This window comes from Pseudomonas sp. ERMR1:02 (assembly GCF_002277815.1).
Classification (GTDB): domain Bacteria; phylum Pseudomonadota; class Gammaproteobacteria; order Pseudomonadales; family Pseudomonadaceae; genus Aquipseudomonas.
This window is the reverse complement of the sequence record NZ_NKJI01000010.1, coordinates 113,599-129,709: the sequence shown is the minus strand read 5'-3', so window position 1 is coordinate 129,709 and position 16,111 is coordinate 113,599. Positions and strand designations below refer to the sequence as shown.

Below are 16,111 nucleotides of genomic sequence, written 5' to 3'. Positions count from 1 at the left end.
AGATTCAGCGTGATTTCTGTGGGAGCTCGCCCTTACAGGCTGCCGACCAGATGGCCACCGTCCACAGCCAGTACCGCGCCGGTCATGAACGCGCCGGCCTCGCTCGCGAGCAGAAGGAACGGGCCTTCCAGTTCCTGCAGGCTTCCAAGTCGACGCATCGGCACGGTTTCGCGTATGTACGCCTGGCCCTTGTCGCTATCGAAATAGGCGTCGTTCATTTCGGTCTTGAAGTAACCCGGCGCAATCGCATTGACCCGGATCTGGTAACGAGCCAGTTCCAGCGCCAGCGATTTGCTCAGCTGCACCACGCCAGCCTTCGCCGCGCAGTAGTGGCTGTACCCGGTGCCCACGCGCACACCGAGCATCGAGGCGATGTTGACGATGCTGCCGGGGCGCTGCGCCTTGGCGAGCCGTTGCGCGGCGCACTGGGCAACGCGCCAGACGCCATCAAGGTTGGTCGATAGCATCGCGCGCCAATCGGCCTCACTGATCTCCAGCACTCTTTGTCCATTGCCGATACCGGCATTGTTGAGTACCACGTCTACCACACCGAAAACGATCTCGGCTGCGTCAAACGCTGCTTCAACACTGTCCCGATCCGTGACGTCCAAAGCCACGGCAAGCGCTTCGCCGCCGGCCTCGCGAATGTCTTCAGCGAGCTGCTGCAAGCGCTGGACACGTCGGGCGCCGAGCACCACACGAGCCCCGGCACCACTGGCCACTCGCGCCAGGTGTGCACCAATGCCGCTGGAGGCGCCAGTGACAAACACCGTCTTGCCCGTCAGAGAAAAACTGTTGAGAACGTCCATCACAGCACCTCAAATAAGCCGGCTGCACCCATGCCACCGCCGACGCACATGGTCACCACCACGTATTTAACCCCACGGCGTTTACCCTCCAGCAAGGCATGACCCACCATGCGCGAGCCGCTCATGCCATAAGGGTGACCGATTGAAATCGCGCCACCGTTTACGTTGAGCCTGTCGTTATCGATACCCAGTCTGTCGCGGCAGTAGATCACCTGGCAGGCGAAGGCTTCGTTGAGTTCCCAGAGGCCGATGTCATCGACTTTCAGCCCATGCTGCTTCAGCAGTTTTGGTACAGCCAGCACCGGACCGATGCCCATCTCCTCCGGCGCCAGGCCCGCCACTGCGATGCCCCGGTACAGGCCCAGCGGTTGCAGGTTGCGCTGTTCGGCCAGTCGCGCGTCCATCAACACGCAGGCACTGGCGCCATCGGACAATTGGCTGGCGTTACCGGCGGTGATGCAGCCGCCTTCGATCACCGGTTTGAGTTTGCTCAGGTCGTCAAGGATTGTCTGTGGGCGGTTGCCTTCATCCAGGCTCAGGCTGACCTGTTCATGGCTGACCACACCGCTGGCCTTGTCCACCACCTGTTTGGTGACCGTGACGGGCACTATTTCTTGCCTGAACAAACCTGCCTGTTGCGCAGCGGCGGTTCGCTGTTGCGATTGCAGGCTGTAGAGGTCTTGCGCTTCACGGCTGATGCCGTAGCGCTTGGCGACCAGTTCGGCGGTTTGCAGCATCGGCATATAGGCGAGGGGGACGTTGCGCAGGACGCTTTCGTCATGCTGGCTACCGACCCATTCCATATGACGGTTTTGCACCAGGCTGATGTGTTCCTGCCCCGCGCCAACGGTCACCTGCATGCCGTCGACCATGATTTGCTTGGCGGCGGTCGCGATGGCCATCAGACCCGAAGCGCACTGGCGGTCCAGGGTCTGACCGCTGACGGTCAGCGGCAGGCCTGCGGCCAACGCGCTCATGCGGCCCAGGTTCCAGCCAGCCGTGCCGGCGGGCATGCCGGTGCCCATCACCAGGTCTTCGATTTCACCGGTCTCGATACCGGCTCGCTCGACGGCGGCGCGAATCGCGAAGCTGGCCATGGTCGGGGAAGTGGTGATGTTGAAGGCACCGCGAAACGCCTTGCCGATCGGCGTGCGGGCAGTGGAAAGGATAACGGCTTCTTTCATTTTGTTGTTCCTGTTCAAGAGATGCTAGGTCCCAGGGCCTGCCCCTGTAGGAGCCGGCTTGCTGGCGAAGACGACCGTTCAGTCGATACATAAGCGGCTGGTCCACCGCCTTCGCCAGCAAGCCGGCTCCTACACGGGATTGGTGTAACGCCAAAATCTGGTCTTAGATTCGTTCGATACGGGTCTTGCCGGCAGCAACCAGTCGTTCCAGTAATGGGGCAGGGTGGAACCACATCTCGCCGTATTCACCGAGCGCCTGGCGGTAATGGGTAATACCGGCCAATACAGTGTTCAGGCCAATCTGCTCGGCATAGTGCAGCGGTCCGCCAAGCCAGGCCGGGAAGCCGTAACCGTTGATCCATACCAGATCAATGTCGCCAGCGCGTTCGGCGATGCCTTCGTCGAGCAGCTGGATGCCTTCGTTGATCAGCATGAACAGGCAGCGATCATGAATTTCCTGGGTGGTGATCGGCCGTCGCGCGATATCCAGTTCGCCGGCGATGCGTTCAGCCAGCGAGATAACCTCGAAGTCTTCCTTGCGCTCGCGGCCTTCATAGATATACGCGCCACGCTTGGTCTTCTGACCGAAGCGACCCAGCGCGTTCAGCTCATCGGCGATCCGGCAGTAGCTCGGATCATGGGCAATCGCCTCACGGCGGGATTCGCGCACCAGGAAGCTGACGTCGATCCCGGCCAGGTCGTGCATTGCCATCACGCCATGGCCAGGCCCAGGTCGGTAAGCACCTGGTCAATCTGCGCGGGAGCCGCACCCTCCAGCACCAGACGATGGGCCTCGCGGGAGTAGGGCTCGAGCATGCGGTTGCCAATGAAGCCGAAGCACACGCCGGATACCACAGGGATCTTGCCAATCGTCTTGCCCAGTTTCAGTACGGTCGCGAGCACCTCGGGAGCGGTGAGCTCGCCGCGTACCACTTCCAGCAAACGCATTACATTGGCCGGGCTGAAAAAATGCAGGCCGATGACGTCTTGTGGCCGACGCGTAACGGCGGCGATCTGGTCAACATCGAGCGTGGAGGTGTTGCTGGCCAGAATCGCGCCCGGCTTGCACACCTCATCGAGGGTGCGGAATACCTGTTGTTTGATTGGCAGGCTCTCAAATACCGCCTCGATCACCAGGTCGCACGCGGCAATGTCGGCATAGTCGAGGGTGCCGGTCAGCAAGGCCATGCGTTGGTCCAGTTCGGCCTGGGTGAGCTTGCCGCGTTGCAGGCTGATCTCGTAGCTGTTGCGGATTTGCCCGAGTCCACGTTCAAGGGCGTCGGGTTTGAGTTCCAGCAGCGTGACTGGAATGCCGACGTTGGCGAAGTTCATGGCGATGCCACCGCCCATGGTCCCCGCGCCGATTACCGCGACACGGGCTATCGGACGCAGGGCTGTGGATGAGCTGACACCGGCCACTTTGCCGGCTTCGCGCTCGGCAAAAAACACGTGACGCAAGGCCTCGGATTGCGATGAGGCTTCGGCTTCCTTGAACAGTGCGACTTCGCGCTGCAGCCCGGCGTTCAGCGGTAGCACGCAGGCGGACTCGACGGCCGCCAGCACCAGGCGTGGCGCCAGGCGATTTTTCCAGCGAGGTTCGTGGCTGGTGCGATAGCGGGCGAAAAAGTCTTCAGGCAGGGCGGCGGCCGGATTGGCATGAGGGTCTGCGGGGCGCGCCGCTGCACCCATGTCAATCAACTCCCGGGCGAAGCTACGTGCGCCATCGAGCAGGTAATCGCCTTCGTTGATCAAGCGGTCGATCAGGCCCAGGTCAAGGGCACGGCTGGCGCTGACCGGCTGGCCGGACATCATCATTTCCAAAGCAGGTTCGGCACCGATCAACCGCGGCAAACGCTGCGTCCCGCCCGCACCGGGCAAAAGACCCAGGTTGATTTCCGGCAGGCCGAGACGGCTGTTGGCCGCGCTGATGCGGTAACCGCAAGCCAAGGCCAGTTCCAGGCCGCCACCGAGGGCGAAGCGGTCGATGCAAGCAATCATCGGCTTGTCGATCTGGGTGAAACGCACCAGGAGGTCGGGCAGGGAAGGGGCGGCGAAAGACGCAGGGAGACCGAATTCAGTGATGTCGGCGCCGGCGCAAAACAAGCCGTTTTCACCGTGCAGAATGATCGCGGACACCGCAGGGTCGCTGGCGGCGCGATCACAGGCTTCGAGAATAGCCGCACGCAGGGGTTGTCCGAGTGCGTTGACGGGCTTTGATGCCAGGCCGATCAGCGCGAGGTTGTCTTCGACGTGGTAGGTGACCAGAGTACTCATGATGCTTTCCTGAAGTTCGTTAAAGGAGTACCGCAAACCCTGTAGGAGCGAGCTCGCTCGCGATGGACTACAAGACACCGCGTTCACCCTGAAAACACGCGTTATCGTTGACGACCATCGCGAGCAAGCTCGCTCCTACAGGGGGCATTTGGTTCATCTAGAACCAGCTGTCCTGCATGTAGTAGGCGACATGGTTGGCGTCTGTGAGCAGACGCGCCTGGGATTGCAGCGAAGCCAGTTCCCAGGTCATGAAGTAGTGCGCCGCCTGCAACTTGCCTTGGTAAAAATCCACATCGCTGCCATTGGCGCCAGCGCTGAGGGCTTGGTTAGCCAGCAGTGCCTTGCGCAGCCAGATCCAGCCGACGACCACGCGACCAAAAATGTCCAGATAAGGCGTGGCGTTGGCCATGCCGAGAGTGGCATCGGCAGCCACTTGCGCTTGCAGGCTGGCGGTGACTTGTTCCAGGACACTCAATGCGTCCGCCAGCAGCGCCGCCAGAGGCGCGCAATGGCTGTCACTGTTGGCGACAAGCAGAGTGGCAAGCACTTCGGCGATGAACAGTCGATAACCGTCACCACCGCGCGGCCCAAGTTTGCGACCCAACAAGTCAATCGCCTGGATGCCTTCGGTGCCTTCGTGGATCGGGTTCAGGCGATTGTCGCGGTAGTATTGCTCCAGCGGATATTCGCGGGTGTAACCGGCGCCGCCAAGAATCTGGACGCCAATCTCCGAAGCCAGCAAGCCATAACGCGACGGATACGACTTGACCACTGGCGTGAGTACGTCGAGCAGTTCGGCGGCATTGCTGCGCGCAAGCTCAGTGGCGGCGGTGTGGGCATCTTCCACAAGACTGCTGGCGTACAGACACAACGCCAGACTGCCTTCGGCGTAGACCTTCTGTTGCAGCAGCATCCGCCGCACATCGGCATGTTCGACGATGCGCACCTGGGGCGCTGCCGGGTTCTTGTTGCCCGGCAGACGACCTTGTGGGCGCTGACGGGCGTAGTCCAGGGCGTGAATGTAGCTCTGATAGCCCAGACACGCAGCCCCCAGGCCGACACCGATGCGGGCCTCGTTCATCATCTGGAACATGTAGCTCAGCCCCTGATGCGCCTCGCCAACCAGGTAACCCACGGCACCGTCGTGTTCACCGAAACTGAGCACGGTGGAGGTGGTGTTGCGATTACCCATCTTGTGCAGCAGGCCGGCAAGCGCCACGTCGTTGCGCGTGCCGACACTGCCATCCGCATTGACCAGGAACTTGGGTACCAGAAACAGCGAAATACCCTTGGTACCGGCCGGCGCACCATCGATACGCGCCAACACCATGTGCACGATGTTCTCGGTCAATTCGTGATCGCCACCGGAGATGAACATCTTCTGGCCGAAGATCCGGTAGGTGCCGTTTTCAGCCGGGCGTGCCAAGGTGCGCAGGTCACCCAGCGCCGAACCCTGGCCGGGTTCAGTGAGGGCCATGGTGCCGCTGTAGCGACCATCGAGCATGGGCGCCAGGAAACGTTCGCGCAGTTCAGTACGGGCAAAGGCCTTCACCAGATTGGCCGCGCCGATGGTCAAAAAGGAATAGGCGACCGTGGAGATGTTGGCCGCGTCGAAATAAGCCATGCAGGCACGCAGCACCACTTCCGGCAGTTGCAGGCCGCCATCGGCAACGTCGTGGTGAGCGGCAAGGAAGCCGGCCTCGGCAAACGCATCCCAGGCGGCCTTGGTCTCGGGAATCATGTGAACCCGCTCGCCGTCGAAGGTGGGTTCATTGGCATCGCCCTTGTGGTTGTACGGGGCGAACAGTTCAGCGGCGATCTGGCGGGCGGTGGTGAGAGAGGCGTCGAACACGCCGCGATCGTGGTCCGCGTAACGCGGGCGTTGCAACAACGCCTCGGTATCGAGCAGCTCGTAAAGCTGGAAGCGCAACTCGCGCTCGTTGAGCAGCAGGTCAGTCATGGCATCTCTCGTCAGACAGTGTCCAAGGGGGGGCAGTGGAAAAACCCATGGCCCGTTCAGGCCTCCACAATAGAGAGATGTGCCGGGTATCTATCCCCCTCCTTTGGGGTAGGCCGGAGCAGTCCGGCGCACGGGGCTTTGCTGCGCAGAACCTCCACCTTACCCAGTTCCACCGTAGGAGCCGGCTTGATCGTTCCCACGCAGAGCGTGGGTACGATCACAAAGGGCCGTCAGTTATTGCGGTGCTTTCTGCTGGCTCCTCAGGAAATCCTGTACCAGGTTCGATCGGTCGAACGACTTGGCTGTTTGCACCGGCGGGTACTCGGCCAAGGACTTGAGGTGCGCGCCGATCAGCTCGCCCATCGGCGCGGAGATCCACGATGATTTCTGGATCATGTGGCCGTAGGAATCATTGCTGTCGTAGCTTTCGAACGGGTCACTGCGCAGGTTGAACATCAGCGGCGCAAACAACGGTTTTATCGGCGCGTAGTAGTCTTCCTTGGTTGAGAAGTGCAACTTCCAGGGGCCCATGCGCACGGCGGTCAGGTTGCTCTCGATGTAATAGAGCATGCTGGTGCGGGCGCTTTCCGGCGATTTTCCAGTCCAGTAGTCGAGGTTGTTGACGCCATCGATGTACTGTTTCTTCTGGACCTTCATGCGCTCAACCACATCCGGCACGCCACCCGCGGCCGCCAGGGTGGTGAACATGTCCTGGTGCGCCTGGATGCCGTTCTTGATCTGCCCCGGCTTGATCACGCCAGGCCAACGCAGCATCGAGGGCACACGCACGCCGCCTTCGTAGGTGGTCATCTTCTCGCCACGGAAGGGCGAGGTGGAGCCATGCGGCCAGGAGGAGTGTTCCGGGCCGTTATCGGTGGAGTACCAGACGATGGTGTTTTTATCGAGGCCGCTCTGCTTGAGGAATTCGAGCACCTGACCAATGTCGTAATCGTGCTGCATCATGCCGCCGCCTTGCTTGTCACCCTCGTGGGTGTACTTGTCGGCGGCATGTTTCCACTTGTCGTTGAGGTGGGTGTACAGGTGCATGCGGCTGGTGTTGAGCCAGACGAAGAAGGGCTTGTCGTCGCTCTTCGCCTTACGCATGAAGTCCATTGCATGGGGGATCACTTCGGCGCCGTCGAAGTCTTCCATACGCTTCATTGTCAACGGCCCGGTGTCCTCGATGGTCTGCTTGCCGACCACACCGAAGCGTGGGTCTACCGTCGGGTCGTCCTTGTCGGTGGCGAAACTGTGCAGCACGCCACGGGTGGCGAACTTTTTGGCGTAGGCTTCAGGTCCGCCGGGGTACGTCTTGGCGAAATTCTGGTAGTCGGCGTACTCCGGTTGCTCCTCGGTATTGAGGTGATACAGGTTGCCGTAAAACTCGTCGAAACCATGCACCGTCGGCAGATTGGGGTTGTTGTCGCCCAAGTGGTTCTTGCCGAACTGACCGGTGCTGTAACCGGCCTCTTTCAACACTTCGGCCAGGCTCGGCGAAGCGGCTTGCAGGCCGAGCTTGTCGCCCGGCTGGCCCACGGTGGTCATGCCGGAACGAATCGGATACTGGCCGGTGATGAAAGCCGCGCGCCCGGCGGTGCACGACGGCTGCCCGTAATGATCAGTGAAGCGAATGCCCTCCATGCCGATCTGGTCGATGTTGGGCGTGGTGTAGCCCATGGTGCCCATGCCATAGGCACTCACGTTCTGCCAGCCGATGTCGTCGCCCCAGATCACCAGGATGTTGGGTTTGGCTGTCTGGGCTTGTGCCAGCGGGGCGGCGAGCACAGCGCAGGCCATGCCAGCCATGACCAGCCGTTTGATGCTTTCAATCATGAACTGTCTCCTTATCTTGTCAGTGCCGGTTGCGGGTCAGTTAGCCGCGCAAACTTTCTACCAATTGAGCACGCAGTTCCGGCTTGCCCGCATAGGGATCGGGTGGGTTGCGCTGTTCGACAATCGCATCGAAGCGCTCGCGCACGGAGCCCATGGCGTGGGGATGCGAGTAGATATAGAAACTGCGCTCGCGAATGGCCTCGAAGGTCATCTGAGCGATCTGCTCGGCACTGACCTTGGCCGCGCCAGTGGCCTTCTGGTTCTGCGCCTGGGCCGCCGTCTGTGAGCGTGTCGGTCCGTCGGCATTGGCCAAATCGTTCGGGCGATGCCGCGCGGACAGGCTGATACCGGTGGGCACGAAGTAAGGGCACAGGACCGAGCAGTGCACCTGCTCGCAAACCAGGGCGAGGTCGTGGTAGAGCGTCTCGCTGAGCGATACCACCGCCTGTTTGGTGAGGCTGTAGGCACCGAGCGTCGGCGCGTTGAGCAACCCGGCCATCGAGGCGGTATTGATGATGTGCCCTTCGTAGTCCGGGTCTTGTGCAGCGGCCGCCAGCATCAGCGGGGTGAAGATGCGCACCCCGTGGATCACGCTGCGCACGTTGACACCCAGTACCCAGTCCCAGTCCTTCTCGCTGTTCTCCCACACCAGGCCGCCGGCGAGCACGCCGGCATTGTTGAACAACAAATGCACGGCACCGAACTCTGCCATTGCCGCATCGGCCAGTGCCTGCACCTGCGCGGACTGTGAGACGTCGGTGCGAAGGCCGATGACCGAGGCTCCGCAGGCGCGCAGCTCGGCGACGGTGGCCTCGAGGGCGTCAGCCTGGATATCGGCCAGCACCAGCTTCATGCCTAGCTCTGCACCCATCTCGGCAAAAGCCTTGCCGAAACCTGACGCTGCGCCGGTAATCACCGCTACGCGACCCGCGAAGTTCTTCATGACGCCACCGCTATGGATTCCAGCGCGCGGCGCAATTCAGCCGGCAACGGCACCGGCCGGCGCGTCACGCGGTCGACGTAGACATGGACGAAGTGACCTTGCGCAGAAGCCTCGGTGTTGTCGTTGGCGAACAAACCGACTTCATAGCGCACGCTTGAGGTACCCAGGCTCGCCACGCGCAAACCAGCGCGCACCAGGTCGGGGAAGGCGATGGAGGAAAAATAGCTGCAGTGGGTATCGACCACCAGGCCGACGGTCGGGCACTGCTCGAAGTCGAGCACGTTCTGCTCCAGCAGCCAGCCGTTGACCACGGTGTCGAACCAGCTGTAGTAGATGACGTTGTTGACGTGACCGTAGACGTCGTTGTCCATCCAGCGTGTGGTGATGTCGCGCAGGTAAGGATAGGCGCTGCGTGCGTGGGGTACGGGTTTGCTCATGTCTTCAGGCCTCCTGCTTCAGGCGACGCACGCGGATGTCCGCCTGCTCTTTGTGGCCGGACATGTGTTCGTAGCCACACAACCGCGAGCAGTACTCGCCGATCATCACGCTCGCCTCATCCGTCAGCACGCGCTGATAGGTATGGGTCTTGATGAACTTGCCCACCCACAATCCGCCGGTGTAACGGCCGGCGCCCATGGTCGGCAGCGTGTGGTTGGTACCGATGACCTTGTCGCCATAGCTGACGTTGGTGCGGTGGCCGAGGAACAGCGCGCCGTAGCGGGTCATGCGATCGTGGTACCAGCTTGGGTCCTGGGTCATCACCTGCACGTGTTCCGAGCACAGGCGCTCGGCGACTTCCAGGGCTTCTTCGTCGGTGTCGCACAGGTAGATCTCACCGAAGTCGTTCCAGGCCACGCTGGCGACCGGCGCGGTGTCCAGGCGCGAAAGAACCAGGTCGATGGCGGCCGGCAGCTCTTCTGCGATTTTTTTGCTGGTGGTCACGCAATAGGCGGGGGAGGTCGGGCCGTGTTCGGCCTGGCCCAGCAGGTCGACAGCGACCAATTCGGCATCCACCGTGTCATCGCAGATCACCATGGTTTCGGTCGGGCCGGCGAACAGGTCGATACCAACGCGGCCGAACAGCTGACGTTTGGCCTCGGCCACATAGGCGTTGCCCGGACCGACGATCATGTCCACGCCGACAATGCTCTCAGTGCCGATGGCCATGGCGGCCACGGCCTGCACACCGCCAAGGCAGTAGATTTCGTCAGCACCGGCCAGATGCATCGCCGCCACGATCTCGGGGCATGGCTTGCCTTCGAATGGCGGTGCACTGGCGATCACGCGCTTGACGCCCGCGACCTTGGCGGTGAGTACGCTCATGTGCGCGCTGGCAATCAATGGGTACTTGCCGCCGGGGATATAGCAGCCCACCGAGTTGACCGGAATGTTGCGATGACCGAGGACGATGCCGGGCAAGGTTTCGACCTCGACGTCGTGCATCGAATCCTTCTGAATCTGGGCGAAACGACGAATCTGCGTCTGGGCGAACTTGATGTCCTCGAGCGTTTGAGGGGACAAGCTGGCGATGCACGCGTCGATCTGTTCCTGGCTCAAGCGCATGTTTTGCGGCGCCCAGTTGTCGAATTTCTGGGAGTATTCGCGCACCGCTGCATCACCGCGTTGCTCGATGTCGGTGAGGATACCTTCCACAGTGGCGCGCACCTGGGCTTGATTGCTTGCTTTCACCTGGGCCGATTGGCCCTTTTTGAGTTGTTGAATCACGGGATATTCCTTTGGATTTCAGGGATTGCCGCTTCAGGCGGACTGGAAAACCGGTGCTGGTCTGCGAGCAGCCAGCAGAATGATGAAACAGGCCAGCAGGTACAGGCTCATCACGAAGTACATGCTGTAGGTCGTGCCTCCTGTGGCGGTATTGATGGCGCTGGTCAGCGAAGGAATGATCGCGCCGCCCAGGTTGCCGATGCTGCTGATCAGGGCAATACCGACCGCCACTGAGGTACGGGGCAGATATTCGGAAACCAGGGCGAAAAACACCGGCGTCACTGAGGCGATACCCGTCACGGCCAGACACAGCCCCGTCATTGAAATGATGAACTGCCCTTGACCCAGGGCGATGGTTGCCAGACCGCACGCAGCCAACAGCGCGCCAGCGGTGAAATGCCAGCGGCGCTCGCGCAAACGGTCGGAACTGCGTCCAAGCAGAATCACACCGGCCACCGCGCCCAGTTGCGGCAGGGTGGCGTACAGGCCGATATCCATGAGGTCGGAAACTCCCCAGCCCCTGATCAAAGTCGGGATCCAGAAGGCCATGGCATAGGTGCCCGCCACCATCACCACGTAAACCAGCGCCAATGTCCAAAACTTTGCATCGCACAGCAGATCGCGCAGGGAGCCATGGCTGGCCTTGGTCGACGATTGGCTCTCGGCGTCCAGTTGCTGGCGCAGCCGGGTCTTTTGCGCGGTGCTCAGCCAGGTGGCCTGTTCAGGACGGTCGACCAGTACGCGCCAGGCCAGCAGACCCAGCAGCGGTGCGGGCAGACCTTGCACCAGGAACAGCCACTGCCAGCCATGCCAACCGTTTAGACCATCGAGAAACTTCATGATCGCGCCGGACAGCGGACCGGCAATCAGGCTGGCGACAATCGCGCCGAGCAGGAACACCCCGATCATTCCCGCACGTCGGGCTGGTGGTACCAGAAGGTCAGGTAAAGCAACGCGCCGGGGGTGAAGCCGGCTTCGAAAGCCCCGAGCAAAAAACGCAAGACATAGAACTGTGTCGGCGTCTGCACGAACATCATGGCCACGGCGACGACGCCCCAGCAGACCATGATGCGCAGCAGCGTTTTGCGCACGCCGATTTTCTCAAGCATCACATTGCTCGGCACCTCGAACAGCAGGTAGCCGATAAAGAAAATACCCGCGCCCAGCGCATAGACCGCATCGCTGAAGGCCAGGGTTTCCTTCATCTGCAATTGCGCGTAGCCAATGTTGATTCGATCGAGAAACGCTACGACATAGGCGGTCAGCAATAGCGGCATGATGCGCCAGGCTATTTTCCGGTACATCGCGCGATCGTCCTTGGTCTCTATAAGGTCATTCCGGTCTCCTTGTTTTTGTTGTCGTGATGAAGCGAATCATCAGTCGCCCCGGTAACTTGTGCCGGGCCTGGATAGCACTGGCGTCCGGGCGGCCTTCGTCGAGCAGGCGAAATGTGCACTCATGAGCTGAAGGTTATTCGCGCTTCGCAGAGCACAGACCCTCCCGAATGGAGGGGGGGACCACAAAGGCTCGCGCATAACCTGAGGTTGCTACTGCGGCAAGCCCGGTCAAATGAGGTCGCCGCAAATACACCTACAGGAATTGATATGCGCAATGTTTTGGTGGAACTGCCGGCCAGGCCTCGCAAGCAACCGAAACAGGCACGCTCGGTGGCCCTGGTCGATGCGTTGAAGACAGCTGGCTGTGACATCCTTGAACGAGAGGGGCGCGAGGCGTTGTCGATCTATCGTCTTTCCGATTATTCCGGGGTGGCGATCAGTTCCATCTACGATACTTCCCCACGATCGAATCGCTGATCGCCGCCATTTTCGAGGATTACCGGGCCAATATCCGCCAGCAAATCATCGCCAACATCCACGCGCTACCGGCATCGGCGACCCTGTATGACGGCATCGAAATGGTCTTGCGCACCGGCCTTGCAGCCTTGCACCGCTGGGTGCAGATCGATTCAGAGTTGAGCATCAAGAGCGCTTATTACGGCGAGCTGGTGCGCCTGGAGATCGTCAAGCCGGAGCGTTTCTGGATCGCGATGGTCATTCCGGCTCTGGTGCAACGTTTTTCCGACGAGGTTCAGGTGCGTGATCGCGCGAAGGCGGGCTTTCTTGCCTATCAGGCCGTCACTGCGTTGCCCCGTGCGCTGTTGATCGAAAAGCCGGCCTATCTGCTTGAAGAGGACACCGTTCGCATGCTGGCGCGCATGCTCCATGCGTTGCTGACGACGGCGAATGCGGAGTAATGCCTCCAACACAAACCGAAAGTCGACAATAAATCCTTTAGAAACAGTCGCTTAGTCGGTAAATCAGGGTTGCGGAATCCGGAAATGTTTTTGCCCCCGGTGCCCCTAAACTGGCTCAGCCATGAAGGCCGTTGCACATCGACGGCCAGGTGAATCCCAGGAGACTGACCCTTGAAAACAACAACAGAAGAACAGGTCGAGCTGCTGCTGACCGACCCGGCGGCCCTGGTCGAGCATAGCTTGCAGAACTGGAAGCAATTGTCTGCCGAACAGATCGACACGCTGCAACTGGCCGGACTGAAACGACGTTTCGGCGAAATGCGCGAGCGTATCGCGATGCTGAAGAAACTGGCGGACGGCGAGGGCATCGAGTACATCGAGCAACTGGACGACGTGGTGCCGCTGCTGTTCGAACACACGATGTTCAAGTCGTACCCGCCATCGCTGCTGGAAAAGAACAACTTCGCCGCCATCAACAAATGGCTGGGCAAGCTGGTGATTCCGGAATTGGCCGAGAGGATCGTCGCCGTCGACGTCAGCGCCTGCAAGGGCCTGGACGACTGGTTCGAAACCATGGACCGTGAAGTCCCAGAGCTGTGCCTGAGCCACACTTCGGGCACCTCCGGGACCTTGTCGTTCTTGCCGTGCAGTACCCGCGAGTTCGAAAAGGCGGCCGAGATTCGCAAGCTCTACGCGTGGAACATGACCGGCGCGGACACGCCGGACCCGGATCTGCACACGGCTTATCCGTACTACCGCAACGGCTACCTCAGCCATTTGCGCGGCATGAGCGCGCTGACCAAAGTGCTGCTGCCGGATCTGTCGCATTTTCACCCAGCCTATCCGTCGACCCTGTCCAGCGACGTGCTGCGCTTGGGCGCCCGGCTTCGTGCTGCCCACGCCAACGGCACGCTGGATCGCCTGGTGGTGGCGCCTGAACTGTTGGCCAAGAAAAAAGCCTTCGACCAGCAACAGGCCGAGATGCCGCAGCACTTGGCGGCATTTTTCGATGACATCGCCATGCGCCTGAAGGGCAAGCGCGTGTACATCGGTGGTACCTGGAATCTGTTGCACAACATGGCCATCGCCGGCCTGGAGCGTGGTCTGGAAGGCGTGTTCCATCCCGATTCCTACATCGCCACCACGGGCGGTGCCAAAGGTGTGGTGCCGCCCGAGAACTGGCGTGAAGACGTCATGCGCTTCATGGGCGTGAAGGTTGTGCACGAGTCTTATGCCATGTCGGAAGTGGTCAGCGGCTCGCACATTCGTTGCGAGCAGGGGAACTACCACTTGGCCCCTACGGCGATTGCGTTCCTGCTCGATCCCGAAACCAGCAAGCCGCTGCCACGCCACGGGCGCCAGACCGGGCGCGCGGCGTTCTTCGACCTTGGGGCCGACATTCACTGGGGCGGTTTCATCACCGGCGACGAAGTCACCATCGAGTGGGATGAGCCCTGCACCTGCGGGCGCCCCAGCCGCTATGCGGTTGGTGCAATCCAGCGCTACAGCGAAAAAAACGGCGGCGACGACAAGATTACCTGTGCGGCCTCCGAACAATCCCATCGCGAAGCGATGGACTTCCTCAACACCCTGGAGGGCTGAGCCATGTCCCACCCCATTGCACCCATGATCATTCGTGGCCAATTAATCACCGATAACCTGATTGAGGTCGGTGGTCGCGGCGGCGATCTGAGCTTTCTTACGCCGGACGCGAACCAGTACATCGACCGGTTGCCGCTGGGCAATCCGGCCAAACTCGCCGACCTCTACACCCTGAACTTCGACGACATTCTCGATTATGCCGTCGAGCTCGGCGAGCGCCTGGCCCTGCACAAAACCAGTACTTGCAGGAAGCCTGCGAGCTGTCGTACCTGACCGCACCCACCACGCCGAGCATCGTCAAGGGCTCCTACATGGGCCTGCAGAACATGCTCTCGCGCGAATTCATCCGCGAGATGGCAGAAACCACGGTGGGGATCAAATACCTGGAAGGTTGGGTGTCGCAAAAACTGCTCGATGGCACCGAACTGGAAGTGCGTTGCTTCGGCGCGCGGACCCTGCACATTGTCGCCGGCAATGCGGTGTCCCTGTCGTTGTGGACCATCATCCGCAACATGGTGCTGCGTAGCGATGCGATCATCAAGGCACCATCCAACGACCCGTTCACCGCGCTGGCGATCGCTCGCACCATGGTCGATATGGCACCGGACCACCCGCTGACCAAGCACCTGAGTGTGGCCTACTGGAAGGGCGGCGATCAGGCGTTCGAGCAACGCCTGTATCAACCGCAGAACCTGGAAAAAATCGTCGCCTGGGGCGGTTTTGCCGCAATGAAGCATGTAACCAAGTACATCCAGCCTGGTCTTGAGCTGATTTCCCTGGACCCCAAACGCAGCGCCAGCATCATCGGTAAAGAGACGTTCGACAGCGAAGCGAACATGCGCGAAGCGGCGGTGCGGCTGGCGGCCGACATCGGTGCGATCAACCAGAAGGGCTGTGTCTGCGCGCGGGTGGTGTATGTGCAGAGCGGCACGGACGAACAAGGCCTGGAACGGCTCAATACCTTTGGCCAGTATGTCTATCAGGCGATGATCGGCCTGCCCAACACCCTCAGCACCACGCCCAAGCGTTATGACCAGGGCCTGAAAGCCCACGTCGACGCGCTGCGTCTGGATGACGAGTGGTACAGGGTCATCGGTGGCAAGGAGGGTGAAGGCGCAATCATCTGTTCGCAACTGCCTGAACCGGTGTCCTTTGCCGCCAGCCTCGACGACCGGACCGCCAACCTGGTGCCAGTCGATGACTTGAGCGAAATGATGGCGGCGGTCGATGCCTACACCCAGACCGTCGGTGTCTATCCCGAAAGCATCAAGGATCAGCTCAAGGATGTGCTGCCGCTGTATGGCGCCCAACGCATCGTATCGCTGGGGTATGCCGCGGCCATGAAGTTTGCGGCGCCCCAGGACTCCATCGAACCGATGCGGCGCATGGGCAAGTGGATTTCCAACCAGATCGCCGCGCCAGAAACCAGCGCCGCGCCTTGGCTGCGCCCGTCGATCTCGTAATACACCTGACCTTGTAGGAGCGAGGCTTGCCCGCGAATGCGTCCGATCAGCCAACATCCATGTT

The 16,111-nt window shown here is 61.0% G+C and carries 10 protein-coding genes and 3 pseudogenes; 4 read left to right on the top strand and 9 right to left on the bottom strand.

The annotated features are described in order from the left end of the window. Nucleotides 1-32: 32 nt before the first annotated feature. The 9 genes and pseudogenes from CES87_RS18850 to CES87_RS18810 form a co-directional block, all read right to left on the bottom strand. Nucleotides 33-809 (bottom strand): SDR family NAD(P)-dependent oxidoreductase, encoded by a 777-nt coding sequence (locus tag CES87_RS18850; RefSeq protein ID WP_128607294.1) that lies wholly within the window; start codon nt 807-809, stop codon nt 33-35. Beyond that, nucleotides 809-1,993, bottom strand: a complete 1,185-nt coding sequence (locus CES87_RS18845) for an acetyl-CoA C-acyltransferase (RefSeq protein ID WP_128607293.1) — start codon at nt 1,991-1,993, stop codon at nt 809-811. The genes CES87_RS18850 and CES87_RS18845 overlap by 1 nt, the downstream gene beginning before the upstream one ends. A gap of 163 nt (nt 1,994-2,156) precedes the next feature. Further along, a pseudogene (locus CES87_RS18840) lies at nt 2,157-4,267 on the bottom strand (3-hydroxyacyl-CoA dehydrogenase NAD-binding domain-containing protein). Between the two features lie 157 nt (nt 4,268-4,424). Further along, a complete protein-coding gene (locus tag CES87_RS18835; RefSeq protein WP_128607292.1) occupies nt 4,425-6,227 on the bottom strand; it encodes an acyl-CoA dehydrogenase in 1,803 nt (600 codons plus the stop codon). Nucleotides 6,228-6,461: 234 nt separating this feature from the next. Then, nucleotides 6,462-8,060, bottom strand: a complete 1,599-nt coding sequence (locus tag CES87_RS18830) for an arylsulfatase (RefSeq protein ID WP_178081449.1) — start codon at nt 8,058-8,060, stop codon at nt 6,462-6,464. Between the two features lie 40 nt (nt 8,061-8,100). Next, nucleotides 8,101-9,003: an SDR family oxidoreductase gene (locus CES87_RS18825; protein WP_128607291.1), complete on the bottom strand. Its 903-nt coding sequence runs from the start codon at nt 9,001-9,003 to the stop codon at nt 8,101-8,103. After that, entirely contained in the window at nt 9,000-9,440 is a 441-nt protein-coding gene (locus tag CES87_RS18820; protein WP_128607290.1) for a thioesterase family protein, read from the bottom strand. The genes CES87_RS18825 and CES87_RS18820 overlap by 4 nt, the downstream gene beginning before the upstream one ends. A gap of 4 nt (nt 9,441-9,444) precedes the next feature. Next, nucleotides 9,445-10,728: a histidinol dehydrogenase gene (gene hisD, locus CES87_RS18815; protein WP_128607289.1), complete on the bottom strand. Its 1,284-nt coding sequence runs from the start codon at nt 10,726-10,728 to the stop codon at nt 9,445-9,447. A 33-nt stretch (nt 10,729-10,761) separates the two neighbouring features. Next, a pseudogene (locus CES87_RS18810) lies at nt 10,762-12,005 on the bottom strand (MFS transporter). Nucleotides 12,006-12,332: 327 nt separating this feature from the next. Here CES87_RS18810 and CES87_RS34410 point away from each other — a divergent pair. The 4 genes and pseudogenes from CES87_RS34410 to CES87_RS18795 all read left to right on the top strand — a co-directional run bounded on the left by CES87_RS34410 (nt 12,333) and on the right by CES87_RS18795 (nt 16,047). Next, nucleotides 12,333-12,542 carry a hypothetical protein gene (locus tag CES87_RS34410; protein WP_322784192.1) on the top strand — a complete coding sequence of 70 codons (210 nt, stop codon included), beginning with the start codon at nt 12,333-12,335 and terminating at the stop codon, nt 12,540-12,542. A 101-nt stretch (nt 12,543-12,643) separates the two neighbouring features. Continuing rightward, nucleotides 12,644-12,982 (top strand): hypothetical protein, encoded by a 339-nt coding sequence (locus CES87_RS34405; protein ID WP_322784191.1) that lies wholly within the window; start codon nt 12,644-12,646, stop codon nt 12,980-12,982. A 171-nt stretch (nt 12,983-13,153) separates the two neighbouring features. After that, entirely contained in the window at nt 13,154-14,584 is a 1,431-nt protein-coding gene (locus CES87_RS18800) for a hypothetical protein (protein ID WP_128607288.1), read from the top strand. 3 nt (nt 14,585-14,587) lie between these two features. Then, nucleotides 14,588-16,047 (top strand): annotated as a pseudogene (locus CES87_RS18795) (acyl-CoA reductase). The last annotated feature ends 64 nt before the right edge of the window (nt 16,048-16,111 follow it).